This is a genomic window from Pseudomonas sp. RW10S2, assembly GCF_014268985.1.
Classification (GTDB): domain Bacteria; phylum Pseudomonadota; class Gammaproteobacteria; order Pseudomonadales; family Pseudomonadaceae; genus Aquipseudomonas; species Aquipseudomonas wayambapalatensis.
Window position 1 is genome coordinate 22,116 of the sequence record NZ_JABWRO010000026.1, and the last position, 26,940, is coordinate 49,055.

23 protein-coding genes are annotated in these 26,940 nt (G+C 55.3%); all 23 read right to left on the bottom strand.

What is annotated here, in order from left to right; translation table 11 throughout:
- Position 1: 1 nt before the first annotated feature.
- Complete coding sequence (gene pseB / locus HU729_RS08375) at positions 2 to 1,000, bottom strand: UDP-N-acetylglucosamine 4,6-dehydratase (inverting) (protein ID WP_186666604.1); 999 nt, start codon at positions 998 to 1,000, stop codon at positions 2 to 4.
- 36 nt (positions 1,001 to 1,036) lie between these two features.
- Entirely contained in the window at positions 1,037 to 2,311 is a 1,275-nt protein-coding gene (locus HU729_RS08380) for a hypothetical protein (protein WP_186709523.1), read from the bottom strand.
- Positions 2,312 to 2,338: 27 nt separating this feature from the next.
- Positions 2,339 to 3,616 (bottom strand): Wzz/FepE/Etk N-terminal domain-containing protein, encoded by a 1,278-nt coding sequence (locus tag HU729_RS08385; RefSeq protein WP_346655292.1) that lies wholly within the window; start codon positions 3,614 to 3,616, stop codon positions 2,339 to 2,341.
- Positions 3,617 to 3,936: 320 nt separating this feature from the next.
- On the bottom strand, positions 3,937 to 5,931 hold the full coding sequence (locus tag HU729_RS08390; protein WP_186709525.1) for a nucleoside-diphosphate sugar epimerase/dehydratase: 1,995 nt from the start codon (positions 5,929 to 5,931) through the stop codon (positions 3,937 to 3,939).
- Positions 5,932 to 6,017: 86 nt separating this feature from the next.
- On the bottom strand, positions 6,018 to 7,034 hold the full coding sequence (locus tag HU729_RS08395) for a glycosyltransferase family 4 protein (protein WP_186666611.1): 1,017 nt from the start codon (positions 7,032 to 7,034) through the stop codon (positions 6,018 to 6,020).
- A complete protein-coding gene (locus tag HU729_RS08400) occupies positions 7,031 to 8,002 on the bottom strand; it encodes an SDR family oxidoreductase (protein ID WP_186666613.1) in 972 nt (323 codons plus the stop codon). Before HU729_RS08400 ends, HU729_RS08395 begins: the two co-directional genes overlap by 4 nt.
- The gene (locus HU729_RS08405) at positions 8,002 to 9,132 is read right to left on the bottom strand and encodes a glycosyltransferase family 4 protein (RefSeq protein WP_186666615.1); all 1,131 of its coding nucleotides are present in this window, start codon (positions 9,130 to 9,132) and stop codon (positions 8,002 to 8,004) included. Before HU729_RS08405 ends, HU729_RS08400 begins: the two co-directional genes overlap by 1 nt.
- A 161-nt stretch (positions 9,133 to 9,293) precedes the next feature.
- Positions 9,294 to 10,259: an EpsG family protein gene (locus tag HU729_RS08410; protein WP_186709526.1), complete on the bottom strand. Its 966-nt coding sequence runs from the start codon at positions 10,257 to 10,259 to the stop codon at positions 9,294 to 9,296.
- Positions 10,260 to 10,278: 19 nt separating this feature from the next.
- Positions 10,279 to 11,457 (bottom strand): hypothetical protein, encoded by a 1,179-nt coding sequence (locus HU729_RS08415; protein ID WP_186709527.1) that lies wholly within the window; start codon positions 11,455 to 11,457, stop codon positions 10,279 to 10,281.
- Between the two features lie 109 nt (positions 11,458 to 11,566).
- The gene (locus tag HU729_RS08420; protein ID WP_186709528.1) at positions 11,567 to 13,066 is read right to left on the bottom strand and encodes a lipid II flippase MurJ; all 1,500 of its coding nucleotides are present in this window, start codon (positions 13,064 to 13,066) and stop codon (positions 11,567 to 11,569) included.
- Between the two features lies 1 nt (position 13,067).
- Positions 13,068 to 13,607: a GNAT family protein gene (locus tag HU729_RS08425; RefSeq protein ID WP_186709529.1), complete on the bottom strand. Its 540-nt coding sequence runs from the start codon at positions 13,605 to 13,607 to the stop codon at positions 13,068 to 13,070.
- Positions 13,600 to 14,577, bottom strand: coding sequence for a hypothetical protein (locus tag HU729_RS08430; protein ID WP_186709530.1), 978 nt, complete (start codon positions 14,575 to 14,577; stop codon positions 13,600 to 13,602). Before HU729_RS08430 ends, HU729_RS08425 begins: the two co-directional genes overlap by 8 nt.
- Entirely contained in the window at positions 14,574 to 15,257 is a 684-nt protein-coding gene (locus tag HU729_RS08435; RefSeq protein WP_189662316.1) for a WbqC family protein, read from the bottom strand. Before HU729_RS08435 ends, HU729_RS08430 begins: the two co-directional genes overlap by 4 nt.
- A 17-nt stretch (positions 15,258 to 15,274) precedes the next feature.
- Positions 15,275 to 16,384 carry a DegT/DnrJ/EryC1/StrS family aminotransferase gene (locus HU729_RS08440; protein ID WP_186666628.1) on the bottom strand — a complete coding sequence of 370 codons (1,110 nt, stop codon included), beginning with the start codon at positions 16,382 to 16,384 and terminating at the stop codon, positions 15,275 to 15,277.
- Positions 16,381 to 17,253: a glucose-1-phosphate thymidylyltransferase RfbA gene (rfbA, locus tag HU729_RS08445; protein ID WP_186666630.1), complete on the bottom strand. Its 873-nt coding sequence runs from the start codon at positions 17,251 to 17,253 to the stop codon at positions 16,381 to 16,383. The genes HU729_RS08440 and rfbA overlap by 4 nt, the downstream gene beginning before the upstream one ends.
- Positions 17,250 to 18,344, bottom strand: a complete 1,095-nt coding sequence (rfbB, locus tag HU729_RS08450) for a dTDP-glucose 4,6-dehydratase (RefSeq protein ID WP_186666632.1) — start codon at positions 18,342 to 18,344, stop codon at positions 17,250 to 17,252. The genes rfbA and rfbB overlap by 4 nt, the downstream gene beginning before the upstream one ends.
- 92 nt (positions 18,345 to 18,436) lie before the next feature.
- Positions 18,437 to 19,462, bottom strand: a complete 1,026-nt coding sequence (locus HU729_RS08455) for an NAD-dependent epimerase/dehydratase family protein (protein WP_186709531.1) — start codon at positions 19,460 to 19,462, stop codon at positions 18,437 to 18,439.
- 52 nt (positions 19,463 to 19,514) lie between these two features.
- The gene (gene tviB / locus HU729_RS08460) at positions 19,515 to 20,792 is read right to left on the bottom strand and encodes a Vi polysaccharide biosynthesis UDP-N-acetylglucosamine C-6 dehydrogenase TviB (RefSeq protein ID WP_186666633.1); all 1,278 of its coding nucleotides are present in this window, start codon (positions 20,790 to 20,792) and stop codon (positions 19,515 to 19,517) included.
- Between the two features lie 408 nt (positions 20,793 to 21,200).
- Positions 21,201 to 22,265, bottom strand: a complete 1,065-nt coding sequence (locus tag HU729_RS08465; protein ID WP_186709533.1) for a Wzz/FepE/Etk N-terminal domain-containing protein — start codon at positions 22,263 to 22,265, stop codon at positions 21,201 to 21,203.
- A 418-nt stretch (positions 22,266 to 22,683) separates the two neighbouring features.
- Entirely contained in the window at positions 22,684 to 24,636 is a 1,953-nt protein-coding gene (asnB, locus tag HU729_RS08470) for an asparagine synthase (glutamine-hydrolyzing) (protein ID WP_186666637.1), read from the bottom strand.
- A 29-nt stretch (positions 24,637 to 24,665) separates the two neighbouring features.
- Positions 24,666 to 25,823 carry a glycosyltransferase gene (locus HU729_RS08475; RefSeq protein WP_186709534.1) on the bottom strand — a complete coding sequence of 386 codons (1,158 nt, stop codon included), beginning with the start codon at positions 25,821 to 25,823 and terminating at the stop codon, positions 24,666 to 24,668.
- 363 nt (positions 25,824 to 26,186) lie between these two features.
- Complete coding sequence (locus tag HU729_RS08480) at positions 26,187 to 26,429, bottom strand: lipopolysaccharide assembly protein LapA domain-containing protein (protein WP_186666640.1); 243 nt, start codon at positions 26,427 to 26,429, stop codon at positions 26,187 to 26,189.
- Between the two features lie 19 nt (positions 26,430 to 26,448).
- Entirely contained in the window at positions 26,449 to 26,742 is a 294-nt protein-coding gene (gene ihfB, locus HU729_RS08485) for an integration host factor subunit beta (RefSeq protein WP_186666641.1), read from the bottom strand.
- Between the last annotated feature and the right edge of the window lie 198 nt (positions 26,743 to 26,940).

Sequence of the window (26,940 nt, forward strand, 5' to 3'; positions counted from 1 at the left end):
ATCAGATACTCCCGATCTTGGCTTTGTTGGCGGTGATCCATGCCTCCAGCTCTTCGTCGCTCATCCACTGCGAGTTCGAGTCACTGGCGTAGGTGAAGCCCTCTGGTACCTGCCGTCCATCCTTGATGCGCTTCTCACAGTTCGACCAGCCATTGATCGCGGGCAGAATCTTGAAGTGCTCCAGATACTCGTAGGTGTAATGTGCGTCTTCAGCGCTGATCATCTGCTCGTGGAGCTTCTCGCCGGGACGAATTCCCACAACTTTCTGCCGGGCTTGCGGTGCAATGACGCGAGCCAGATCGACGACATTCATGGAAGGGATCTTCTTGACGTAGATTTCGCCACCTTCCATATCCTCGAAGGCATGCCACACCAACTCCACGCCCTCTTCCAGGGAGATCATGAAACGCGTCATGCGCGGGTCGGTAATGGGCAATTCGCCCTGTTCCTTGATAGACATGAAGAACGGAATCACCGACCCGCGCGAACCCATGACGTTTCCGTAACGCACGACAGCCATTCGTGTGTCATGAGCGCCAGCATAGGAATTACCGGCAACGAAAAGCTTGTCTGACGCAAGCTTGGTTGCGCCGTAAAGATTGGCCGGGCTGCTCGCCTTGTCGGTTGAAAGCGCCACCACGCGCTTTACACCCTTGTCGATACAGGCATCGATCAGATTCATCGCACCGATGATGTTGGTCTTGATGCACTCGAACGGGTTGTACTCGGCGGTCGGAACGATCTTGGTCGCTGCAGCATGAACCACGTAATCGACACCATCCAGCGCACGATGCAATCGCTCCTTGTCACGCACGTCACCGATGAAGAAACGCACGCGAGGATCGCCTGCAAACTGCTTTGCCATCTCCCACTGCTTCATCTCGTCGCGAGAGAAGATGATGATCTTCTTAGGGTTGTATTTGGCCAGTGTCATCGGCACGAAGGTGTTCCCGAAAGAGCCGGTACCTCCAGTTACGAGAATGGTCTTGTCGCTCAACATGAAACAGCTTCCTAAATAAACAAGATGTCGCTTGATTCAATCGGTTGCGGGGAGCAACCGCTTTGGGGTCAACTGGAAATAACGCGCCGTCTTCCACAACAGGATCGATGTAAACGCCGCCACCACACCGAGTGGCACAGCAAAGATATGGCTGTAGCGGGAAGCGACCAACGTGACACCCGCAAAAACCAGCACACTGAAGAGATGGCTGTAAATGATGCTGCGATCGTGACCTTGGGCGTACAGCGCGTAATGCGGGACCATGCCAAGCCCGTAAAGCACGGAGGCGGCCAGCAGCCAGGGAAAGATCGACACGTGTTCGAGATAAATCGGCTTGTCCAGAAGCGTCAGCAAAGGCTCGATAGCCAGCAGGCTCACGCAACAGAACACGCCAGACAACACGACCGTATGTTGCAGTAACTGGCGCTGCTGTAGACGGAATGCAGTGGCATCGCCCTGCTGCCAGGCCTTGATCAGGGCCGGATAGACAAAGCTGAAAACCCCCGCGTCAAGAAATGCCATCAAGGCCGAACTGATCCCGGCAAACAGTACATAGGCGCCCAGCACATCCAGGCCGCCAAGGTACTCGAACCAATAGCGATCGAGTGTCGACAGCGCCCTCAGAGCCAGCGTCGCGGACACAAGTGGAAGAGCGACCTTCAGGCCGCGCAAAATCCAGCGCCAGTCGACCCGGTCACGCCACCCTTGAATCGGCATGCGTCTCAACCAGCATGCGCCCAACAACAAGGCACTGACACCGCCTATCCCCCACGCCATCAGCACCCATTTCAAAGAACGCAGTTCGGGAGAAATCGCCATGGCCATAGCAATCACCAACGCCCACGCGCCAGAGCGCAAGCACAGCAGAACACTGGCCCTGAGAGGTTGCGAGGCTGCGATGAAAATCCTGAAAGCCTCCTGATTGACATGCTCAAGCACCAGCAAGATGAAAAACCAGCCAGACATGCGCCATGGCAGAAGCCCCCATACGAACAACAAGCCGAGCAACGGCAGGAAGATCATGTAGAGCACACCCGATAAAGCGGCTTGTGATTTCAGGACCCCACCCCACGCTGCGGGCTCGCGCTTGAGCAACTCCCTGGTCGAGTAGGTGTAGAAATCAAAACCCAGCAGATACAGTGCATAACTGATCGCCGCTGCGATCAAGCCATAGAGCCCTACCTCACTGGGTGCAAGGAAGTGAGCCAGGAGAAAGATCAGCAAGAACTTGCTGCCGAGCGTCATGCCTCGCAACGCGACATTGACGAGACGAAAAATACTCTGCGGTACCTTCAAGGCAGCATTATCCATATCTGCAGTGCTTGAGACTCACGCCCCTCAGCGAACACCTTGGCGGCGACGGACAAAAAATCGCGCCAGCGCTAGCGCAACCCCGATAACTCCACCCAGGACAAGCCCCGACAACACCAGCAACGACTTCTTGGGCCAGACCGGCTTTCGAGGCTCAGACGCCAACTGATCGATACTGACAAGATTCAACCGTTCTACATTCAGATCGAGCTTGTTCAGGCGATTGATTTCGGCACGGAGTTCATGGATATCCTTGAGGAAGACATCCTCATTTTCCCGCGCCTTGAGCGCCTCGACCGTGCGGTTGTTCTTCAGCAGTTGCAGCTCCCTGCCTATCTGCGCCACGCGGGGATCGGTAAAGTCATCGGACGTGCGTTGGCGCAGAACACTGCGTTCTGCCTCCAACGCATCAGTGCCCATGAAGTAGAGTGGCACCTCACGATTGCTGACTTCAGTGCGGATGATATTGCTGCCTGACTCGCTCGCGTCCGCCATCGAAGACGGAGTAGATGGCTTTTTCAAACCCAGGGAGCGTGCAATGCTGATCGCCTCATCCAATTGAGCGATCCGATCGGCACGACGAGCCTTGAGCTGTCCGCGTAAAGCCTTCAGTTCGTCCACCAATTGTGCCTGCTTGAGGCCATCCTTCTCGAGCAGTTCGGCAATCAGGGATTCTTTGTTGGCGTGATAGGCGGCTCGCGAGGCGTTCAATTTTTCATGCAATTCTTTCAGGCTGTTGCTGACGATGACCTTGAGGTCGGCCGCAATTTCCTCGCGCTCATGATCGATCGCATATTTGACGAAGCCGTTGAGAATTTCAGCGCCCTGGACACCCTTGGCGTACGTCATTTCCAGGCCGATATAGGCGCTCAACAAATCGAGCTTCTTCCGAGCATCCGGAAGCACAAGGTTGAGCGAGCCCTGATTGAACTCTTCAAAGGCCTGCTCCTGCGTCTGCCCACCGTGAAGGAAAGGCCCGAAAAGATCGGGATTGGCAAGAAAATAGCCCAATCTGACGTCATAGGAGTCCAGGGCGGCACCGACGCGAATCAGCGCTTTATCCGTCGGCAGCTCATAGATTTGGGTACGATTGAGCGCATCCAGTTCGTTGATCGCAGCTGGCCGCAATGAAGTACTGACCCGGTACTCAGGCGTGGTGAGCAGGGCATAGGCAAGTCCTGCCAGACCAAAGGCCAGGGACACCCCCCCGATCATGAAGCTCTGCTTGCAGACGAAGCGGAACATCTCAATCAGATCGATATCGGTGCTTTCGGCTCTACGGGGGGCTTGGGTAATGCTGGTCACAACGATTCCTGACAATCCGGATTTTGGGCTGCTGATGGTTCAGGAGCACAGAATCAAGAACCACGCGAGATTTGCTCTCGGCGTACCGGTTCTATATCGGAGGAACGTCCCTGTCATCAGGCGATGAATCGGGTGATTGTGCCATCATCTGTGGCGTTATGCGAAGAGAAAGGTGAAATTTTCGTTACAAAAACCAGACAAGCGCTACAAAAATTCAGAATGGAAACGTCTCAAGAATGTCAAAGGAGCGCCCTCGCGCAGCTACGCTCACCATCAGGCATGGATGAATGCAGCATGGCACGCCATTGCGTGCCTTGTGCTCAGATATCCTGCCGACGTTTCAGGTAGACCCAATCGACAATCTCGCCTTCCGGGCTGTAGCCGCTAACCAACTCACGCAGCAGTTGGCGAACATGGTTGAAATCCTCGTCAGCCACGGCCTTTACCAACAAGCTCAGGCTCTCCTTCAGCGGCTCCCATGCAAGACAATCTTCATTCGCCGTCATGATCATGGGGTGATCAGTCGGAGAAACGTTATCGCCGATCAACAGCTCCTCATAGAGCTTCTCACCAGGGCGCAAGCCTGTGAACTCAATCGCAATGTCTCCATGAGGATTCTTGTCAGAACGCACGCTCAGCCCCGAGAGATGGATCATCTTCTCGGCGAGTGCGGCAATCTTGACGGGCTCGCCCATGTCAAGAACGAACACGTCCCCGCCCTGGCCCATCGAGCCGGCTTGAATCACTAATTGAGCCGCTTCCGGAATGGTCATGAAATAGCGGGTGATCTTCGGGTGGGTGACCGTCAACGGCCCACCGCCCTTGATTTGCTTGTGGAACAACGGAATCACCGACCCCGACGACCCCAACACATTACCGAAGCGCACCATGGTGAAGCGCGTCTTGTTCACCCGGGCGACGTTGCCTGAATCGGCGAACAATACCGGTGCGACTTCCTGGCTCAACGCCTGCAACACCAGCTCGGCCAGACGCTTGGTGCTGCCCATGACATTGGTAGGACGTACGGCCTTGTCAGTGGAAATCAGCACAAAGTTGGCCACATTCGCTTGCAGCGCCGCCTGCGCGGTATTCAATGTCCCGATGACATTATTGATTACGCCCTCGGCGATATTGTGCTCCACCATCGGCACGTGCTTGTAGGCAGCGGCGTGGTAAACCGTATCGACGCGCCAGATGCTCATGGTATCGAACAAGTGTTTCTGGTTACGAATCGAGCCGAGAAACGGCACCAGGCGCACCGACAGCGCCTCCCGACAGATACGCTGCTCAAGTTCGCCATGGATGTTGTACAGGTTGAATTCGCTGTGTTCGAACAGCAACAGTGCGCGCGGCTGAAGCATGAGGATCTGTCGGCACAACTCCGAACCGATCGAGCCTCCTGCCCCAGTGACCATGACAACTTTCCCAGTGATGCAATGCGCCAGCAGGTCGGCTTGCGCCGGGACAGCATCGCGCCCGAGAAGATCGGCAATATCCACTTCCTGGATATCGTCCACCTTTACCCGTCCACTGGCCAAGTCCATAACGCTGGGCACACTTCGCACGTGCAGCGGAAACTTTTCCAGTTGCCCCAGAACCTCGCGGCGCCGAGCCCGGGTGGCCGAAGGAATCGCAAGAAGCACCTCTTCGGCCCCCGTGAGGTCGAGCATGCGCTGTATATCAGTACTGCGGAACACCTGAAGACCAGAAATAGCCCGGTCTGCGATCGATTCATCATCATCGATAAAGGCTACGGGGTGCATCGCCCGGCCCATGCGCAAAGCCGCCAGCAATTGATTGCCCGCAGCCCCTGCTCCATAAATAGCCACCTTGGGCAAGCCGTTGTCGCGACTGGTAAACGGGACATGCTGCTTGGCGGCATACCAGTCGCCGAGGAAATACTGACGCATCAGCAAGCGCAGCCCGCCAATCATCACCAGGCTCAACCACCAATAGTTAAAGATGATCGAACGCGGCACAACAGTCTGATGGTTGCTGTACCAGTACACCACGAGCGCAAGTATCAACGCCGAAAGGCTGACCGCCTTGAAAATAGTGATCAGCGCGTCGTTACCGAAGTACCTCATGACCGCGCGGTACATACCGAAGCGAATGAAAATTGGAATCGCGATCACCGACGCCGATGCGAACAACCACAGGTGCCCACCCAGCGGATTGTTCATTTCGTCGAAGCCGATCCGCACTACGAATGCCATCCAGAGTGCCAGCCAGACCAACACGAGATCGGTCACAACCTGCAGCGCGCGCTTGTAACGGCGCGGCAGCGCGAGCATGCGTTTTCTCAATCTATCCATATCCACTCTTTGTCCTGCGCTTCTGCACATGAAAGCAGCGCCGTTACATTATTTTCTGAATGTTCCACACCGGAAGTGACACTCGATCAACGGTTCTCCGGCTGACCAGCATTGAACGTGAATGCAAGCACCACCAACGGCGCATATGCGATCGATACACCGACACCAGCATCGAGCCAGCCCAGCGTCACCGCGACCGCCAACGGCAGCAGCCACACCAAATTGATCACCAGTGCCGCCAAGGTCACTGGCAGATGTCGTCCGAACTGACGGGATGCAAACTGGTAGGCATGGCTACGGTGAGCCTCATAGACCTTCTCGCCACGCAACAGCCGGCGAATCAACGTAGTGGTAGCATCGACGATGAAGACGCCCAACAGGATCAACCACCCGGCAAACAGCGCAGCGTCGCTCCAGGCAGCCTGCAGGGACAGGATGCCCAAGGCGATGCCAAGAAAACCGCTGCCCGCATCCCCCATGAAAATCCGGGCCGGGGGGAAATTCCAGATCAGGAAACCTGCCACCGCGCATGCCAGAGCAATACAGCCCCACACCTGAACAGGATGCCCTGCGAATACATATAGCAAAGCTCCGCCCAGGCAGACGCAAATAGCCTCGATGCTTGCCAGGCCGTCGATCCCGTCCATGAAATTGTAGAGATTCAGTAGCCAGACCAGATAGAACAACGCCAGCAAGTGACCAATCCAGCCGAGTTCGAGGGTGTGCCCGAAGACCTCCTGAGGCGGTAACCCGCCGAGACAGAACAGTACCCAGGCCGAAGCGCCGAAGTGTCCGAGCAGGCGCCAGCGGGCGGCGATATGACCATGGTCGTCGAGAAAGCCCAGTATGGCGATACCCGTGCCGGCCCCAAGCAATGCCCAGGCGACGCTCCAGTCCAGCAGCGCCTGACTGGCGAGCACAGGCACCATTACCAGGAACGACACAACGATGGCGACCCCACCGCCACGCGGAGTAGGGACGGTATGCGAACTCCTGGCGTTGGGCACATCAATGATGCTGCGGGCCAAGGCATAGCGGCGCAGCCATCCGGTCAACAACCAGGCCAACAGGAGTAGTAACGGGAGAAACAGCCAGAGAGTCATGCGTTCGAACGTTCCAGGTCCAGATAGTGACGGGCAGTTGTGCCCAATGCTTGGTCGACACTTACAGGTGGCGTCCAGTCAAGCAGGCGCCGTGTCTTGCCAATATCGACCTGTAGCGAGCCACATAAACGCGCGGCCATCGCTGGGCGGCCGATGATTCGCGCAGCCGTTGTCAGCCAGGAGGCAGGAACTGGCAATAGCCTGGCCTTGACTTGCAGAGCTCGAGCGGTGCGCCGCAGCAGATCGGGAGTGGATAGATCCTCACCATCGCTGGCCAGAAACACTTCGCCTGCAGCGCTTGGATGATCGATGCAGACCCTGATCAGATCCACAAGATTATCCAGCGCCACCATGCTCCGCTGGTTGCGGATGCCACCCAACGGCAATGGAACGCCTTTGTGCAGCCATTTCATCATGGACTGGAAATTCGCCTTCACCCCTGGCCCATAAACCAACACGGGACGAATGACGACCACTTCCATGGTAGTTTGCGCCGCCAGTGCATGAAGTGCCTGTTCGGCTTCCAGTTTGGAAATGCCGTAGGGATCCTGAGGCAGCGGTGCTTCATCAGCGCTGTAAGGTTGGCGACCATCGGTACCTTCACCATTTACCTTGATCGAACTGATAAAGATAAAACGCCGAACGCCATCGGCTGCAGCCTGCCGGGCTAGGGCCAGAGTACCTTCGACATTCACCTTGCGAAAAGCAGCGAGCGGGTCTGCCGACTGCTCGTTCATCACGTGGACACGAGCGGCACAATGGACGACGGTATCGACCCCCTGCAGATCCATGTCGCAATGATCACCCTCCAAAGGCGCAATGCGTACTGCAGTCGCTCCCTCAGGTACATGCGCCTGAAGGTTACGCAAAGCCGCCTGGACATCGAATCGCTGATCGAGCAGCAAATACTCGACCACACGAGAACCGACGAAACCCGAGGCTCCGGTAACCAGCACTTTTCGCAACATCAAGCGTTTTTCTCCAAGGTGCGATAAATTTCCAGGTGCTGCTCAACGATGCTTTCGATGGCGAAGGCACGTTCTGCAAGCGCTCTTCCCGCCGCCCCCATCTGCTGGCGCAACCCTTTGTCATTCAACAGGCGCTCGATTGCTTCGGCCAGGCGCTCGCTATCACGCACCGGCACCAGCAGTCCGGTCACATCGGCCTCGATAGCGTCTCGACACCCTGGGACATCAGTTGTGACGACAGCCCGGCCACAGGCGGCAGCCTCGACCAGCACTTTCGGCAAGCCCTCCCGGTACGATGGGAGCACCACGATATGCGATTGTGCGAATACCGATGCGATATCGCTCTGGTAACCCAGGCAGTGTACGATGCCTTGCTCCTGCCAATGAGCGAGATCGCCTTCCTGAATGCTGGTAGGGTTGCCAGGGTCAGGATCACCGACCAGTTGGAAGCGGGCTTGAATACCCCGCTCAGTCAGCAATCGGGCCGCTTCGACAAACTCAAGAACGCCTTTGTCGCGCAACAACCGCGCAGCGAGTGTGACCACCGGAATGCCGGGGGCTTCGGGAAGGTACTGATATTGCGAAAGGTCTACCCCCGAGCCGCGAATACGTACGCTCTTCTGTTCGGTGATGGCGCCTAGCTCAGTCAACGCCCGCTGATCATCTGGATTCTGGAACACTGCCCGAAGGTTCCGCTTACCCAGTGCCACGCGATACAGAAACGCAACCAAACTACGCAACAGCGCCGCCTTGCGCCCCTCGGCCATGAAGATGAACCCAAGGCCGGATATGGCGGCCAAGACTCCTTTGACAGGCGAAAGACGAGCGGCAATACCGCCGTAAAGTACAGGCTTGATGGTAACCAGGTGCAGGACATCCGGACGCAGGCGCCAACATAGCTTCCATATCGCCAACAGTGCTTTCAATTCGCCCAACGGGCTCTTGCCGCTGCGTGACAGGGGAAGCGCATGATGGCTGAAACCAAGGGCTACCAAACGCTCTACTGCGCAGCCTTCCTGAGTGGCGACATGAACGAGGAAACCTTCCTTGCGCGCAGACTCGGCAACAGGCAGCCGGTGCGAGAGGAAAAATCCAGCATCATTCACGACGATCAATAAAACTCGGCTCATCAATTCCCCATCACTACCGAACGAAATCCCGCCCCGCTTTTAAGCAGCACACTACACTACATAGCCAAACGCACTGAATGAATTATCACCTTGCTCCACTGCGAACCTTGAGGCACGTGGTCCGGCATAGGACGTGCGGTTCAACGGCCAGTTCAAAATCATCAGGGGACATTCGCCGCGAACCCAAACCATGGCAACCCGGCATTCATGAAATAGCCAAAGGCACCATAGGCAACAACCATGGCGGCAAACACATGTCGCCATGACCTGCTCATATTCAGCCCCGCCAACAACACGATCATCAGGCAACTCTCGAAAATCCGCCCCGAGAAAACCGTCAGGAAGTAGGTTGCCAGATAAAAGATCAAAAACCCGACCGCGAAGGCATTTTCCCTCAAAAACACACGCCCCTGCAGCTTGAACAGAAGCAGTATCAACAGCCAGAACACAAATCCCAATCCGCTGACCTCAAGTCCGGTGCCCGCCATCTCGCCAATTTGCCGAGCCTCAAGCAGGACTCCGATGACACTCAACCCCATCCCCACAAACAAACCACTGGCGGCGTAAACGATCGTCCGTAAAGATGCCCCCAGACGCAGGTAGACGAGCGCGCCAGACAGGCTATAGATAGCCATCACAAAGAAGAACGAGGAGTGGATAAACGGGGTCAAGGCGAACAATGCATACTTCACATAACGCCTGTGGGAGAACCACGCCATTAAAAAGACCGCAATGGCACAGCCCTGGCGCAGATGAATAATGTGGTTTTTTATGACCTGGGGCAGCAAAAGGAAGAGCAGCAACCACAGCACATTCTCCGGGCGCGAGCGCAGCACCCGGAAGGAAACGATAAACGCCGGAATGCCGATAACTATTCTGAGTGCTGACTCACGGTCAAAGAAATCACCCAACACACCGTTGATCAGTAGCCATACCGGCTCATTGGACAAGAAGCTGAGCGCCCCTCGCCCCCAGTTATACGACAACAACAACCATGCGTTGTCGACGTACGCCAGATAATTAAGGCGGTCCTTGAAAATATCCAATGGCAGGGTCGACAGCGCAACGGCGTAGCTGACCGCCGCCAGAAAAATGAACATCCGGTAAACAGAAACACGCCCCATCATGCTCTTCTCCCACAGAGCATCATGACGAAAATATCCTGTCGACAGCGAGCGCCGGCCCCATGTTCGCCTCCACAAAAACCTTGGAGCGTTCCGAGATTGACCGACGTAGCGCCGGGTCTTCCAGCCTCTTAAGCCATTCGGCAACTTCATCTGCCGAAGACGCCGAGCACACCGGATTATCGGCAGGCCACAACCCGGTCGAAACCAATTTGCTGTCGTTGGCAATCAACGGTTTCCCGAGCCACAACGCATAACCACCAATGGCACCAATCCAATTGGGTCCGACTTGGTCAAAACACACATCCGCCGCCCGATACAGGGATAACATTTCCTTCAATGTCATCTCCTTGTGCCAAGTAATCGCAGGTTCCAGACCGTAATCCCGGCACAATTGCCTGGCGCGCTGGACATCCTCCCCCTTTTCAACAAAATGGATGCGGAGGTCTTGATGGGTTCTGTAATATGCGGCCAAACCGGCAATGATAATATCGTTGCCCTTACTGTATTCAGTGTTGCCGTCGGGAAAGCTTTCAAACAAGAAGCGCACGCCGGAAAAAATCGTCAATGGCCCATTATCATCCTTGAAGTATCGTGCCTCATGCCTCAACGGTTCAAATGAGATATCATACCGTGGAACATAGCGCACCCCATCATGAACCAACTGCTCGACAATACGATCTCCGGCAGCATTCAGGCCTCTTGGAAAATACACAACAACATCTGAGCGTGAATAGCCACGATATTGCATGGAAACAAACTTACGAATCAGCAAAGCCGACAACTTGCCAGGCAGATACTTGAACAACGACCGCCCACGCAACCCCTGAGCCAGTTGCGTTGCTCCCGCAGTATTCGCCCAAACATCCAAGTCCGCGCCATGCGACAAGGTGACCAACTTGAAGTGCTTGTCCAGGTAGGGCGCCAACGCCGTAAAAAAACCGTTAAGCACCAGGCAAGCTACCGCCTCACCTGCATGTTTGCGAATTCTTCGAGTATAGAGCCAAGCAAAAAACCTCGGCAGCAACAGCAGCAGCAGTTGCGATGGCAAAGTATGTTCAACAATCCATTCAGGGTAGGGGTAGTCAATATCAGGGTAGTGATTTTCTGGACGAGACAGTTTATCGGCTGGCGAAGCATCCACGAAGTAAACACACGCATGACCCCGTGCCCTCAACTCCATCGCATACATCATAGGCATTGCATTCATCCCCCCAAGGAAGACTACAGCACCCTTTTTTTTCAACGTAATTTCTCTAGGCACGACACGACCGCCCCCGGGACCTATTCATCAAAAACATTTTCACGCCCTACCCCCTTGCCTGTCGATACAGCACACGCACGGAAGACGCAAAACAACTGACCGCTACAATCAATGCCAACACCCCCAGCCCCATGATCTGAAGAAGCGCAATCAACCTGTCGTTGGAGAAGTCGATCATCTGAACAACGCCCCCCAACACCAACGCCGTAGGCACCGTTGCCCGTAGGCAGTCTTTGAACAACCAATGCCACTCAAGCCCTGGTGCGATCCTGCGATGCACGAAAGTTACCCAAAGGAAGAAGAATCCTGCATTGACCAACAGCCACGCCCACCCGGCCCCGACGCCGCCAAACGATGAAGCCGCAAGCACCATGGCAGGGACCAGAACAACAACAGTGATCAAGCTCCCAATGAGGTGATACCGCAGATTCCCTTTTGCGTACTGCAGGTAGTACGGAAAAGCTGCCAACGCCAGGAAACCATTGCCACAGGCATACAGGCTCAGCACAGGAGCCACGGTGTCAGCCAGAAGGGCATCTCCCGTCCAGATTGTGAGCAATGGCCGAGCGCAGTAAGCGAGCACGATGGAGACAGCACCGATGAAGATCGCAGTAAACTGGGTTGCCATGCGGTAGACCCGTATGACCTCATCAGCCTTGCCCTCGGCATGCAACCTCGCCATACGAGGCAAAATCGCGCTGCTCACCGGCCCACTCAGCACCATGATGCCGCTGGCGGCGAGAACCGCCAGCGTAAAATGACCGTAGTCTGCCAGCGACAGAACGCCTGACAGAATCAATTTATCGGACTGCGTAACCAACACCCAAACCGACGAGGTGAAGGCGATACTCAAAGCGAAACCCAACAGTGGACTGACCGTCGAAAAAGACCAACCTATGCGTTCGCGGCTGTCCGCACAGCTCGGAGTGAGTTTTCCAGCCATGGCGAAAAGCCCGAGCAACTCAAGGGCTGCGACCATAAGCTGGTGAATGAAAAACACCATGATGGTGTAGCCGTAGATCTCCATGCTGACAAAAACGGCAATAAACCTCAGCGAGGCGATGACCATGTTGTACAGACTCAACCAGACCAAACGCTCACTGCCGCTAATCACACCGCGATAAAGCCCTCCCATCCAGCGCAATGCAACACAAATCGACATAACCTTGAGCGCTGCGATGACATCATCTTGGCTCAATGTCTCAATCTTCAACCAATGGGTGGAAATCTCTTGCGAGAACAGCAACAACGCACCACCGCCCAAGAGTGCGATTGTCATAAATATCACGCTCAGGGCACGTAGCAGGCGGCGGTAATCAATGGCCGACATGCTGCCCGCCCTGAATCTTGCGGTCTCTCGACCAACTGTTGGCGTAAGCCCCAGGTCGAGCAGGGCGAACCAAGCCTGCAGCATGGTAAAAAAGCCAATCAATCCATAGGCTTCAGCCCCCATACCTTTGATGTAAAGAGGAAGAATGAGGATACCGACCAGCGCGACATAAATCTGGCTGACATAATTGGCTATGACATTTCTTTTTAAAGACACATCATTTACCTGGTGCGTGCATATGCCAATAGTCGTCAGCCAGCATGGACATTTGCAGCATGTCTCGATAAGCCCCTCGCTTGAAGGCTGCCTGTCTCAAAGTGCCTTCCAGCGAAAAGCCGACTTTCCGATACAAATTGATTGCTCGGGCATTATCATCAAGCACGGTCAAGTGCACGCGATTCAGGTTCAGATCCTCGAATGCGTGACGCAGCGCCTCTTGAGTCGCGAATAGACCGACTCCACGCCCTTGATGCGAAACCGAGCCGATCCAAATAGCGAATTCGCAACTTTTCACCAGCCAGTCAATTCCCAGCAGATAAACCGCCCCGACCACTTCGTCATTGGTTTTCTGGCACACAGCCAGCCTCACCGCATGGCTGCGATTAGCCAGATAGCCATTCACCCAGTTGCCGTCGACTTCTTCGCCAACATACCGGAATGGGCCTCCAAGGTGATCGATAACCTGGCGGTCATTGCGCCAGCGATTAATGACCGGCACATCTTGCCTGCCCAGTTCTCGAAGATAAAAATCAGTCACCTTTCAGCCCTTTTTCGATGAGGGTAATCACCCGTTGAACGTCGGCATCCGTGTATCGATGGTCGCAGGGAAGCGGGAGGAGGAGACGACTCAATTTATATTCCCACGACGCAGGAGAGCAGCGACCCTGGCATTCCGCCCAATAACGGGCCACATAAACACTTTCACCCAGCAGGTCAGGCCGTACAGCATCGTTGCGCTCGTTCAGGAATGGGTAACACAGCGGCCCGTTCAAAGTTGAAGGGTCGAAGGCCAGCGCATTATGCTCGGCCAGCCGTGCATGCAAGGTAAGAAAGTTATGATTTCGCTGCTCAATGACCGTCGGAGTGTCCGCACAGGCCAGCAGGTTTCGAGACAATTGAGACATTTCGCTCACATCGAATGCCTCGAGCGACTTCTCCGCAGCCTGGAAATCTGCGTAGCCGGCTTCAGCAGAGGTGGCGAAGCGCTTCAACAGGTGGCTCATGCGCTGATGGGAAGCTTCCTCGTCCGCCGCGGTGCTGCCGACCCTCACGTTCGAAACCAATATTCCACCGTCCGGCACTCCAAAAAACTTTCTTGGAGAGTACAGGGTCGCTAGACAGTCTACGGGGGGAGAATAATAAGCCTGTGCATGATCAAGAACGACTTGCGCCGGATTGAACCGACGCAGCACCTCTGCCTGCTGCCGGTCGCACAGACCAAAGTAATTCACGTAAACCAGCCATTCAGTCGGCGCCAACCTCAGCGCTCGCGAAATCGTGAAGTCTTCATCGATGGCGTAGAAGCCATAGTCGATGCCCATCCTCTGCAGGGGCCCCAACATGGCATCGCAGTTGTAATATGGCAGCCAGACCTTGCTCGGCTTTCCTTGGATAAGCAGCGCATAGAAACAGGCCCGGGCGGATTGAAAGTACTGCGCATCGGGGTAGCGCAAACTTTCCGCTCGCGACATCTCCAAGCCAAAGTATCCACCAATGGCCTTGATCACACCCTGTGCTCCTGAGCAACAAGCGCCGCGCAACTTTCGAATGAGTTGAACATCATCATGTCAACCATCGAAAGCCCCGGTTCGAACGGCTTGTCAAACTGACGGTAAGGTGCAAGTGCTGGGCATGTGAAACGAAGCTCCACGCCCTTCTCGAGAAATGCTCCGGCACTGTAGAGCGCCTTGCCTCCAGGAAGATTGACGTAGGTCCGCGCACCCTCAAGCACGCAAATATCGATTACACGCTCCTGCGCTACAAGCTCGGCGTTACCATAGATCGCTGAACTGTCAACAAAATGTGTGCCATAGCCCATACGCTCTGCACTTTTGACCACACTACGACGCGCGAGCGCTCCAATGTCATCAAAATCGCCATCGAACACTTCACGCAACAAATCGAAGCAGGCGGCAAAATTAGGCGCCTTGGAGTAGGACTGGCGAATACTCTCCAACAATTTACGCTCCCAGGCCGCCTTGGGTTGGAGCTTGACCTGATTGATTTTCAGGTTCGGGCTGGCACCGGACAATGGCACGGTGAAGTAACGCACGTCCCCGGACAGCAGCAGGCGATTACGATTGATCCATCCACCTTTGATAAAGTTGACATCATCGTAGAATACGAACTTGTCCACCTGCCCCACCAGATTGAAATAACCGGCGTAGGGAAACAGGTAGGGTTGCATGATCGCCAACTTCACCGTCATGCCGCCTTGATGATCGAGATAATTTTCTGTACGGCATCATCTTCCAAGGCTGGATAGATAGGCAGGCACAGCACCTTTTCCGAGATTTTGCTGGCCACAGGCAGGTTCTCGCGCTGAGCCGACTTCATGCCGCGATACATGGGAAACTCACTGATCAGCGGATAAAAATAGCGACGCGCAAAAACGTTGCTGCATTTCATCTTTTCATAAAGCTCATCGCGACCCAACGGGTAGTCCGGCTCGATCAGAATCGGGAAGTACGAGTAATTGGAGACCGTCTGCCCCGCGTCGGCGACCACACTGACGCCTGGCACACCCTCCAACCCTTGTCGATATGCCGACGCAATCGATTCGCGCCGGGCAAAGGCTTGTTCCATATGCTGCAACTGAAGCAGGCCGAATGCTGCATTGACCTCACTCATCTTGCCATTGATACCCGGGGCGACCACGGTCACCTCGTCAACGAAACCGAAGTTCTTCAACTGTTCGATACGTTTCTTGGTCTTGGCATCAGGGCAAATGATCGCGCCACCCTCGAAGGTATTGAAGACCTTCGTGGCGTGGAAGCTCAGTACACTCAGGTCGCCATGGCGCAGCACGCTCCCACCTGCATCCTTGACACCAAACGCATGAGCGGCGTCATAGATGATGCGCAGGTTGTAATTATCTGCGATGCGCTGGATCGCTTCTACATCACAGGGGTTGCCATAGCAGTGCACCGGCATGATTGCGGTGGTCTGCGGAGTGATTGCGGCTTCAACCTTCTTCGGATCAAGGTTCAGCGTATTCGGATCGATGTCGACGAAAATAGGCTTGATGCCGTTCCACAACAACGAATGCGCTGTGGCGACGAACGAATAAGGGGTCGTGATGACCTCCCCCGTTACCCGCAAGGCCTGCAGTGCGGTCAGTAGTGCAATGGTGCCGTTATTGAACAGCGCGACATGCTCTACTCCCAGATAGTCGCAAAGCGCCTGCTCCAACTGCTGATGCATCGGCCCACCATTGGTGAGGATCTTATTGTCCCAGATCTTTTCCAGATAAGGGATGAACTCCTCCAGTGGCGGCAAGAACGGTTGAGTGACGTAAATAGGTTTTTCACTCATGGCAGCTCCTCAATCAGTGAGAGCAAATATTGCCCGTAGCTGTTCTTGCTCAGGGACTCACCAATACGGCGCAGATCCTGTTTTCCCAGCCAACCATTGTTGAACGCGATCTCCTCCAGACAGGCAACCTTGTAGCCCTGGCGCTTCTCGATGGTCTCGACGAAATGGCCAGCCTCCAGAAGACTCTCATGGGTACCCGTATCAAGCCAGGCGAATCCACGACCGAGCAACTCCACACTCAGATCGCCACGTTCCAGGTAAGCCTGGTTGATACTGGTGATCTCGAGCTCACCGCGAGCAGAAGGCTTCACCTTCTTGGCCATATCAATGACATCATTGTCGTAGAAATACAGGCCGGTCACGGCGTAATGGGATTTAGGCTTCGCCGGCTTTTCCTCGATCGAAACGACACGCTTCTGCGCATCGAACTCGACGACCCCAAAACGCTCTGGATCACGGACCTGATAACCGAATACCGTCGCACCAGACGGGCGCTTGGCGGCCTCTCGCAGCATCAGGGTAAAGCCCTGGCCGTAGAAAATATTATCGCCCAGGACCAGACAGACCGAATCATCCCCAATGAACTGTTCACCGATGATGAAGGCTTGAGCTAGGCCATCAGGGCTGGGTTGCTCTGCATAACTCAAGCGAATTCCAAACTCGCTACCATCGCCCAACAAACGCTTGTAGCCGCCCAGGTCCTCTGGCGTGCTGATCAGCAGGATGTCGCGTATCCCCGCCAGCATCAGTACGGATAGCGGGTAATAGATCATTGGCTTGTCATAGATCGGCAGCAGTTGCTTGGACACCCCTTTGGTGATCGGATACAGGCGTGTTCCAGAGCCGCCAGCCAGTACGATTCCCTTCATGCTTTCGATACTCCATGGATGGAGACGCCAAGGCGCTCTCGCTGATAACTACCGTCCTGAACCCGCCGGCACCAAGCTAGGTTATCCAGATACCACTGCACGGTTTTGCGGATACCGGTTTCGAAAGTTTCTTCCGGGGTCCATCCTAGCGCGCCCTGAATCTTGCTGGCATCGATGGCATAACGAAGATCATGCCCTGGGCGGTCCTGCACGTGGGTGATCAACGCCCGGTAGCTGTCCAGATGAGCCACGGCCGGATTCTGTGCAACCGGACGCAGCTCATCCAGCAGTGCACACAGAGCATGCACCACGTCTATGTTCCGACGCTCGTTGTGTCCACCGATGTTATAGGTCTCACCGATCTGGCCAGCGGTCACGACACGGTACAGGGCACGTGCGTGATCCTCCACGTACAACCAGTCACGCACTTGGTCACCTTTGCCATAGACAGGCAGCGGCTTACCATCGAGCGCATTGAGAATGACCAGCGGAATGAGCTTCTCAGGGAAATGATACGGCCCGTAGTTATTGGAGCAGTTGGTGATCAGAACCGGCAACCCGTAAGTTCGCATCCATGCACGAACCAGATGATCTGAACTCGCCTTGCTCGCCGAGTACGGAGAACTTGGCGCATAGGGCGTCTGCTCCGTGAACAGATCCTCAGGCCCTTCAAGATCGCCATAGACTTCATCCGTGGAGATGTGATGGAAACGGAACGTGCTGCGGCATCCCTCATCAAGGCCCTGCCAGTAAATCCGAGCAGCCTCGAGCAGGTTGTAGGTACCAACGATGTTGGTTTCGATGAAAGCAGCCGGGCCATCGATCGACCGATCGACATGGGATTCCGCCGCGAGGTGCATCACAGCATCCGGCTGATGCTCTCGGAATACACGGTCCAGCGCTGCTCGGTCGCAGATGTCCACCTTTTCGAAGCAATAACGCTCGCTCTGGGCAACATCGGTCAGAGATTCGAGATTACCGGCGTAGGTCAGCTTGTCGAGATTGACCACACTGTCGGAAGTACTGGTGAGGATATGCCGGATCACGGCCGACCCGATAAACCCTGCACCACCGGTGACGAGAATTTTCATGCGTTGGGATTCACTCTAATTCGATCTGTCAGAGCCTGAGACGGCTCGATTCAAGCAAGGGGCCCTGCCCGGCAAGGCCCCATGACCTGAGTCTATTTCAGGAACTGGATGTACCACGGCATCGCTTGGGCAATACCATTGTCGATGTCGAACGCAGGCTCATAGCCTAGCAAGCGGCGAGCCTTGCCAATGTCCGCCTGTGAGTGGCGCACGTCACCAGCGCGGAAGTCTCGATAGACAGGATCCGCGCCATACTGCACACCGTTATCATTGAGCGTCTTGCGCAGGGCTGAGAACAGTTGGTTCAGATCAGTCCGACCACTAACGGCGACGTTGTAGACCTGATTGCGCGCCTCCTCGTTCGTGGTAGTCGCTGCGAGCAGATTGGCCTGCACGGTATTTTCGATGTAGCAGAAGTCACGGCTGGTCTCACCGTCGCCATTGATGAAGACCGACTCGCCATTAATCATCGCAGCCGTCCATTTCGGAATAACGGCTGCGTAAGCGCCATCGGGATCCTGACGCTTCCCGAAAACATTGAAGTAACGCAAACCGATGGTCTTGAAGCCGTAAGTACGCGCGAACACATCCGCATAGAGCTCGTTCACATACTTGGTGACAGCATACGGCGAAAGCGGTTTGCCGATGGTGTCTTCCACCTTTGGCAGGCCAGGATGGTCGCCATAGGTCGAGCTGCTGGCCGCATAGGTGAAGCTCTTGACTGCGGCATCACGGGCTGCAACCAGCATGTTGAGAAATCCGTCGATATTGGTACCGTTGGTCGTGATCGGATCGTTGATCGAACGAGGCACCGAGCCCAGTGCCGCTTGGTGCAAGACGTAGTCCACACCCTTACACGCACTGTGGCAGTCTTCCAGCTTGCGGATGTCGCCCTCGATGAAAGTGAACGCTGACCATTGCCCCTGCGTCACTTGCCCCTTCACCTCGTCGAGGTTGCGTTGATGCCCAGTGGCGAAATTATCGAGACCGATAACCCGCTGATCGAGTTTGAGCAGCGTTTCCAGAAGATTGGAGCCAATGAATCCAGCTACGCCGGTGATCAGCCAGGTCCTCGGAGCATGAGGCAGCGCTGCGACAAGGTCTTGGTAAGCAGTCATCACGTTTTTCACCACAAAAGGAAGTACAAGAGGCGCATGCACCTCCAAGGAATTACAGGCGCAGGTCAGTCGCCGCAGCAGGAAGCAGGTACTTGAGGTCGTAAAGCACATGTTCGGGCTTGCCGAGTGCACGAATACGCTCCACGCCCAGATCCTTGAACTGCTGATGTGCAACGGCCAGGATCACAGCGTCGTAGCCACCAGCTTCCGGCGTCTGAACAGGGGTAATGCCGTATTCGTGCTGAGCCTCCTCAACACTCACCCATGGATCATGAACATCGACCAGAATGTTGTAGTCCTGGAGCTCCTTCACAATATCCACAACTTTGGTGTTACGAAGGTCTGGGCAGTTTTCCTTGAACGTCAGCCCCATGATCAGCACGCGCGCGCCATCGACATGGATACGACGCTTGACCATCGACTTGACCAACTGGGACACGACATACGCCCCCATGCTGTCGTTGAGACGGCGACCAGCGAGGATGATCTCGGGGTGATAGCCGATGCTCTGTGCCTTATGGGTGAGGTAGTAAGGGTCGACACCAATGCAGTGCCCACCGACCAGCCCTGGACGGAACGGCAGGAAGTTCCATTTGGTGCCAGCAGCCTGCAACACTGCTTCGGTATCGATACCCATCTTGTTGAAGATGAGGGCGAGTTCGTTGATCAAGGCGATATTGAGATCACGCTGAGTGTTCTCGATCACCTTCGCGGCCTCGGCGACCTTGATGCTGCTGGCCATATGGGTGCCAGCAACGATGACTTCACGGTACAGAGCATCGACCAATTCGGCCACTTCAGGTGTCGAGCCCGAAGTTACCTTCTTGATGGTAGTGACACGATGTTCCTTGTCCCCCGGATTGATACGCTCCGGGCTGTAGCCCGCAAAGAAGTCCTGATTGAACACCAGGCCAGATACCCTCTCCAGCACAGGAACGCAATCTTCCTCGGTGGCACCGGGGTAGACGGTCGACTCGTAGATCACGATATCGCCTTTCTTCAATACCTTGCCGATGGTCTCGGAAGCCTTCACCAGGGGTGTGAGATCTGGTTGCTTGTATTCATCAATGGGGGTAGGCACTGTAACGATGAAGATATTGCACGAGCGCAAATCATTCAGGTCAGCGCTGTAGCACAACCCTTTCGCCTGGGCTAGCTCTTCGTCACTGACTTCCAAGGTGGTATCGTGCCCAGCGTTGAGGGCATCAATCCGCCCCTGATTGATATCGAAGCCCACGACATTGCGCTGCTTGCCGAATTCCACAGCAAGCGGCAGACCAACATATCCAAGGCCAATCACTGCAAGCTTGGAGCCATTCGATGAGAACATGTGATATCCCAAAATGTGACTAAATTGAACTTCGGGGAGTAGTCGCCCTTTGCTAACACGCCCAGTCAGGAGAAAGCCACTCGGCGGATCTACCTGTTCGAAAATCGATCGGCGATATTAGGGGGCCTGCCTGGGAGAAACCTTGGACAGTTGGACCTGCAAATGCCCGAAGCAATGGCAATTGGCCTACTCCTAATCCCCGGAAATATCCCTGGCCACAGTCTACCTCAGGTACATCAGGTTCCCTAGCAAAGGGCCGACCAGAGCAGGCAGATCACTCAGCGGCGAGGTAGCGCGCCCAAGGACCAAAGGCGCTACTCCAAACTTACTAAGACAGGCGGGAGAGGACTTTTGACAGGGTAGTGAACCGCTCTCCAAACATCTGCCGCTTACCTTGCGACGCCGTTATCACCCCACCTCTTGTTGTATCAATCGACGTCTTGCACTGATCAGATAACGCACAAAGGCCATGAAGAAGCCCAGCAGCGCGCCGACGATAGCGCCGATCAAAACGATCAGGGTCTTCTTGGGCTTGATCGGCGCGTCTGGCGATTCAACGACACCATCTTGGCGGTACACCTGAACGACATCGGAGTCGACCTGCAACGCGCGATAGAAGTTAATGGTTTCCTGACGTTCACGCAGGTCGGGAATGAATGGATCGTCACTCTTGCGGCTGCGCAGGTTGTCGATTTCCGCCTCGAGCGCTTTCGCACCGCGCATATAGGTCAACGGCCCATCCATGCCCGCGGAAATTTCCCCTGAGAGGCTATTGGAAATGATCGGCGGCTTCTCCAGACCAATCGATCGAGCAACACGCAGCGCTTCCGTGAGCTGAACAATCTGGTCCTCGCGCTGGCGACGGGCACTTTCCCGGGCAGCATTGTTCTGCTGGTCAAGGTTATCTGCCAGCACGACAAAATCTGCACGAGTGTTCGCAATTATTTCCTGCTTGGCATAGTTGCCTGCCAGCTCGGCATATTCGCTGACCCACCGCGCCGCGCGCACCGGATCCTCTTGCGCAGACCTGAGGAAAACTCGATCCGGGGCTTCTCGATTGGCAACCCCCAGCTCCAACATACTATTGAAGCGAGCGTAGAGCGCATCCTGGGACCCTTGCCGCTCAGCGGCAGTCAAAGTACTGAGATAGACGCTGCGGAAGAACTCCCGGCGTAGAGAATCCGACTGAAGATTGGCGAGGTACACGCCATATACATCCTTTACCGAAAAAACGGACAGCCCCGTCTTTCCGCCTCGCCCGTAATTCAACTGGGCAATGTCATTTTGCGTAGGCGGCTGAACGAAAATCTTCGCCTCATACACAGGCTTCGCGGTCATCGCGTAGATCGCAGCCACCGCTGTACAGGCGAGCACTGCGACAACAATCAGAAACTTCTGCTTCCAAATCGCCTCAACCAGCTCGAAAAGATCGATCTCGCCATCCTCACCGGGACGTTCACGGTTACTGCCCATTTATTCCTTTTATCCTTCGGTCCGCCAAAAATTTGCCGGGCGGCTAATCCCAGCCAAACGAGGGCTTCAACCCTTTGCCAAGTGTACATCAATTAGCCAGCACTGGTACGGCGAGACCAGCCCTGTGGAGACCATCCGCCACTTGGTAAGTTCCGCAAATAGCGACTCGTCCGTATTCAAGGCAACTGCATGGTCCATGCAGGAAGATCCAACGGCAAATCCAGCACCACCTCTTCCAGCCCCCCAAAAAATCACCCAAGACTCAGGCAGGGGCGGCAGACCGGCGCGTCTAAAACACCGGATTATTTAACACCCCCACACCCTCGCCCAGCAGATCAATCCGAAACGGATATTGGAAAGCTCAACGCAAACACGCAGAGCACACAACATTAGTGAATACATCCGCATATTGAGAATACTACTTATTCTCTTCAAGCCACGCTTGGAACATCAAGATATCCCAGAGATGGTAGGCCCAATTGCGCACACCACTCTGATGCTCCAACCATTTGCGACGAATTGGTTCCGGCCGAAGATAACCCTCCTCGCGCAAGCGGGACTCATCCAGAAGCGCCTCAGCCCAATCACGCAGCGGCCCCCTCAGCCAGGAGTCGAGAGGAATGCCGAAGCCCATCTTAGGCCTATCGATCAGCGCCTGCGGAACATGACGATACAACACCTGACGCAGGATCCATTTGCCGACACCATCTCGCTGCTTGAGCGACTGAGGCAATTGCCACGCAAACTCCACCACCCGATGATCCAGCATCGGCACACGAGACTCTAGCGTCACAGCCATTGCTGCCCGATCGACCTTAGTCAAAATGTCGTCCGGCAAATAGGTCAGCATATCAAGCACCATCATTCGCTCGACGGGCTCCAACCCCTCCAGATCAGGCATTAATCCAGTCAGCAGCGTCTGCGGCTCAACACCTCCGATCACCACCTGCGCCGGATCAGCCCAATGGGAAACCAGACCATGGTAAAGCTCGTCCACTGATGCGGACGGAAGCACACCAGCACCTTTATGCAGTTTATCGCCGATACGCCCCCACATGCGCGGCAACCAACCCAGCAATGCATTCCAAGCTGCCGGGGACAGCGAGGTGATCGAGCTCGCTAGAATCTTGCGCAATGGCAAAGGCAAGCGCTCCAATTTGCTCCACATGCTGGCCGTCATGCCGTAGCGCGTGTAGCCACTGAACAGCTCGTCACCAGCATCGCCTGATAGCGAAACAGTGACATGCTGGCGAGCCAGTTGGGAGACAAGATAGGTCGGGATTTGCGACGAATCGGAGAAGGGCTCGTCATAAATGCGTGGCAACGAAGGGATTACCGCCATGGCCTGCTCAGGCGATATATAGAGCTCGGTATGATCCGTGCCGAGATGTCTGGCAACCGCCTTTGCATGCTCAGCCTCGTTATAGCCCTTCTCGTGAAACCCGATGGTGAATGTCTTGACCGGTCTACTCGACTGGGCCTGCATCAGAGCAACGATGGTCGAAGAATCGATACCACCCGAAAGGAAAGCCCCCAGCGGTACATCAGCCATCATCTGCTGCGAAACGGCAGATTTGAGCAGAGACTCAAGCTGATCAATCGCCTGCTCGGGATTGCACACCTGATGCCGGCCAGCACTACCCTCAAGTACCTTTTCCAGCGCTGACCAGTATCGAGTGATTACAGGTTCTGACTGCCCCATGCCTAAGGTCAACATGCAGCCAGGCTCAAGCTTCCGAATGCCTTCGTAGATCGAGCGCGGCGCAGGCACATAGTTATGACGCAGGTAGAGTGCCAATGCGTGTCGATCTATCGACGCGTGGAACATCGGATGAGCGCGCAACGCCTTGAGCTCCGAGCCGAACAGAAAAACAGCTCCCGCCCCCTGCCCTTGCCAACCATAATAAAGCGGCTTTTCACCCATCCTGTCACGAGCCAACACCAGCGTACAGGACTGAACATCCCACACAGCAATGGCAAACATCCCAATACTCTGCTGCAAAGTACGCTCGATACCCCAGGCGTCAAACCCCGCCAATAATACCTCGGTATCGGAATGGCCACGCCAGTTCGGTGCACGTCCTTCTTTTTCTAGCTGCGCACGCAATGCCGAGTGATTGTAGATCTCGCCATTGAATACAATCACATAGCGACCGGTTATCGATGGCATGGGCTGATGCCCGGCAGGCGACAAATCGACAATCGCCAAACGTCTGTGCGCCAAACCAATACCGGCCTGCGCATCAACCCAGATACCATGATCATCAGGGCCACGGTGCACAATGGCATCTGCCATGCGTTTGCACTCATCCGACAGCGACAACTCTGCCGACTGCCCTGTCACTTTCCACTGCCCTGCTATTCCGCACATGAGATTTATCGCGTCAGTAGTTGGAGAATTTAAACGGTCCGCCGATCGCAATCGCGATACAGATCCTCATAAGCCTGCAGGCACGCCTCCATGGAAAAGACCGACTCCACTCGGCTACGACCGAGAAGCCCCTTCTCCTTGCGCATCGGATCGAGCGCGACTGCAAGCAAGGCCTGCCCCAGCTCGTCCGGCGCCTGAGGCGCGACCACAAGCCCAGTCTCCCCATCAAGCACAACCTCGGCATTACCACCGACACGCGTCACAACCATGGGGAGCGCAGCTGCCATACCTTCAAGTATCGCGTTGGAAAAACCTTCCTCGTGAGAGCAGAGGATACCGATATCAGCCGCACAAAGCAGATCAGGCACATCCTGACGAGACCCCAGAAAAAGCAGATTACTCGCAACCCCCGCCGCCTCCGCCTGTGCTCGCAGGGCATCACCAATGCCATCGTCGCGCCCTATACACAGGCAGACCCAAGGCCCCGGCATTTGCGCCCGGACAAGGCTGAAAGCCTGGATCAGATCAGCGTGCCCCTTGTAGGGCAACAAGTTGGCCACGATGGCGAATACCAGAGTATCACCCGACACACCTAGCCCAGCGCGCACATACTCACGTGACCGGACATCATTGAATCGATCAACATTGACGCCGTTGTAGATAAGCCTCAGACGCTCCCGTTCGACTCCCTCACCAAGCAAATCATTCACCACTGCCTGGGAGTTGCCACTTATAAATGTCATTCTGCTGTGCAGCCAATGCTCCATTGCACGCGATGAGGCGTGCTTGGCCTGATACAAATTAAGACTGCGTCGGCTCATGATGCGCCGCATCCTGGGCCCGAAGAGCGATACCAAGCCGCCCACAAGGTAGGCCGCAGGTAGAAAGAAGTGCACGATGCGCGGACGCAAGCGCCAGTACAACCGCAACAATGCAAAAGCAGAAAAAAACAACCCGAAACCTGCGATCAAACGCCTGTCGCGCAGAAATCGCGCAAGCCAGCCAGGTAAATGCGCACCATGAACAGGGACCCCAGCCTCAACGAAAGCCGAGGTCAGAGGCCCACCAGGCAAAATCACAAATATCTCTGGCTCGAAACCTCTTCTATGCAAAGCGCTCGAAACGCGCAGCAGGTGCTGCTCGGCGCCACCAAGGCCCATAGAAACTATGACGTAGAGCAGCTTCATAACAAATCCTGCGATGCTTTCCTTGTATGGGCATTGATGCCCTTTTCCTGCCGCGAGCCGTCGACAGCTCATGCCAACTATCACCAGAGTGCCCAGGTATCATTCGACAGATAAAGTTGCCAGGCTTGGCGCCGCTAGCGTGAAGATGGCCACCGCCCGCAACGCAACACGCCGCGAAGCTCGAAGAGGCTCATAGAAACGATCAACCACTTACACTCAGTCCGACATCGGCATCACACCGCGCTGAATGTAGCTGATTTTTTGCTAACTGTATGATTCAACGATCAATTCAGCAAGCGCCGAGACAATGCTGCAGGCCCGGGGCAGGAGCCCAGGCCGATTGGATGACACCGCCACCAGCCGTCAGGCTGCTGAAGAGCGGAGGCGACGTCGATTACGCAATAAACCATATAACCCCAGCAAGGGCCCCACAACCAAGCCAGCAACCAGTGCGAACAGCACTATCACGGATATTGGCATTGCGGGCGCAGCCCAGCCAAAGACCACCAGAGAGACCGACTGCTGATTTTCCAGAACGAAAAACAGCACTACAGCCGCCAGCAGCAGGGTAAACAACGCAGCAAGGACGCGCTTGAAATTACGCATTGGACTGATCCTCAATTATTCAGAGGTCCTGCTCTTCTTCATTGACCCGATCCCGCAACTCCTTCCCCGGTTTGAAATGCGGCACATACTTCCCTTCAAGACTAACCGACTGCCCGGTCTTGGGATTACGCCCAACCCGAGGCGCACGATAATGCAGGGAAAAACTGCCAAAGCCACGGATCTCGATGCGATCTCCGGTCGCCAGGCATTGGGACATCTGTTCAAGCATGGTCTTGATGGCCAACTCTACATCCTTGGATGAGAGCAACCCCTGATGGGTGACAATACGTTCGATCAGCTCCGACTTCGTCATATTTTTCCCTTCGTTATCAAGCAGCTAGATCATTGCTTAACCAGTTTGTAGCACGCTTGGATGGATTTGAACAGGGTGGATCTTGACTTGATAAAAAAATTCAAGATCTGCACATGACACTAACCCTAGGCCAACACCGACAGGAACGCCGCAGCGGCAAGGCTCTGGGGAAGGGAGAGAAATCAAAGGCATAAAAAA

Bases quoted from the DNA above. Each gene is read 5' to 3' on its own strand.
- HU729_RS08435 (WP_189662316.1), bottom strand. From the start codon at position 15,257: ATGCAACCCTACCTGTTTCCCTACGCCGGTTATTTCAATCTGGTGGGG.
- rfbB (WP_186666632.1), bottom strand. From the start codon at position 18,344: ATGAAAATTCTCGTCACCGGTGGTGCAGGGTTTATCGGGTCGGCCGTG.
- HU729_RS08465 (WP_186709533.1), bottom strand. From the start codon at position 22,265: ATGGGCAGTAACCGTGAACGTCCCGGTGAGGATGGCGAGATCGATCTT.
- HU729_RS08410 (WP_186709526.1), bottom strand. From the start codon at position 10,259: ATGATGGGGCGTGTTTCTGTTTACCGGATGTTCATTTTTCTGGCGGCG.
- HU729_RS08475 (WP_186709534.1), bottom strand. From the start codon at position 25,823: ATGAAGCTGCTCTACGTCATAGTTTCTATGGGCCTTGGTGGCGCCGAG.
- HU729_RS08395 (WP_186666611.1), bottom strand. From the start codon at position 7,034: ATGACTCTCTGGCTGTTTCTCCCGTTACTACTCCTGTTGGCCTGGTTG.
- HU729_RS08400 (WP_186666613.1), bottom strand. From the start codon at position 8,002: ATGTTGCGAAAAGTGCTGGTTACCGGAGCCTCGGGTTTCGTCGGTTCT.
- HU729_RS08440 (WP_186666628.1), bottom strand. From the start codon at position 16,384: ATGAGTGAAAAACCTATTTACGTCACTCAACCGTTCTTGCCGCCACTG.
- HU729_RS08455 (WP_186709531.1), bottom strand. From the start codon at position 19,462: ATGACTGCTTACCAAGACCTTGTCGCAGCGCTGCCTCATGCTCCGAGG.
- HU729_RS08480 (WP_186666640.1), bottom strand. From the start codon at position 26,429: ATGCGTAATTTCAAGCGCGTCCTTGCTGCGTTGTTTACCCTGCTGCTG.
- rfbA (WP_186666630.1), bottom strand. From the start codon at position 17,253: ATGAAGGGAATCGTACTGGCTGGCGGCTCTGGAACACGCCTGTATCCG.
- tviB (WP_186666633.1), bottom strand. From the start codon at position 20,792: ATGTTCTCATCGAATGGCTCCAAGCTTGCAGTGATTGGCCTTGGATAT.
- pseB (WP_186666604.1), bottom strand. From the start codon at position 1,000: ATGTTGAGCGACAAGACCATTCTCGTAACTGGAGGTACCGGCTCTTTC.
- HU729_RS08415 (WP_186709527.1), bottom strand. From the start codon at position 11,457: ATGCCTATGATGTATGCGATGGAGTTGAGGGCACGGGGTCATGCGTGT.
- ihfB (WP_186666641.1), bottom strand. From the start codon at position 26,742: ATGACGAAGTCGGAGCTGATCGAACGTATTGTCACCCATCAGGGGTTG.
- asnB (WP_186666637.1), bottom strand. From the start codon at position 24,636: ATGTGCGGAATAGCAGGGCAGTGGAAAGTGACAGGGCAGTCGGCAGAG.
- HU729_RS08405 (WP_186666615.1), bottom strand. From the start codon at position 9,132: ATGAGCCGAGTTTTATTGATCGTCGTGAATGATGCTGGATTTTTCCTC.
- HU729_RS08390 (WP_186709525.1), bottom strand. From the start codon at position 5,931: ATGGATAGATTGAGAAAACGCATGCTCGCGCTGCCGCGCCGTTACAAG.
- HU729_RS08380 (WP_186709523.1), bottom strand. From the start codon at position 2,311: ATGGATAATGCTGCCTTGAAGGTACCGCAGAGTATTTTTCGTCTCGTC.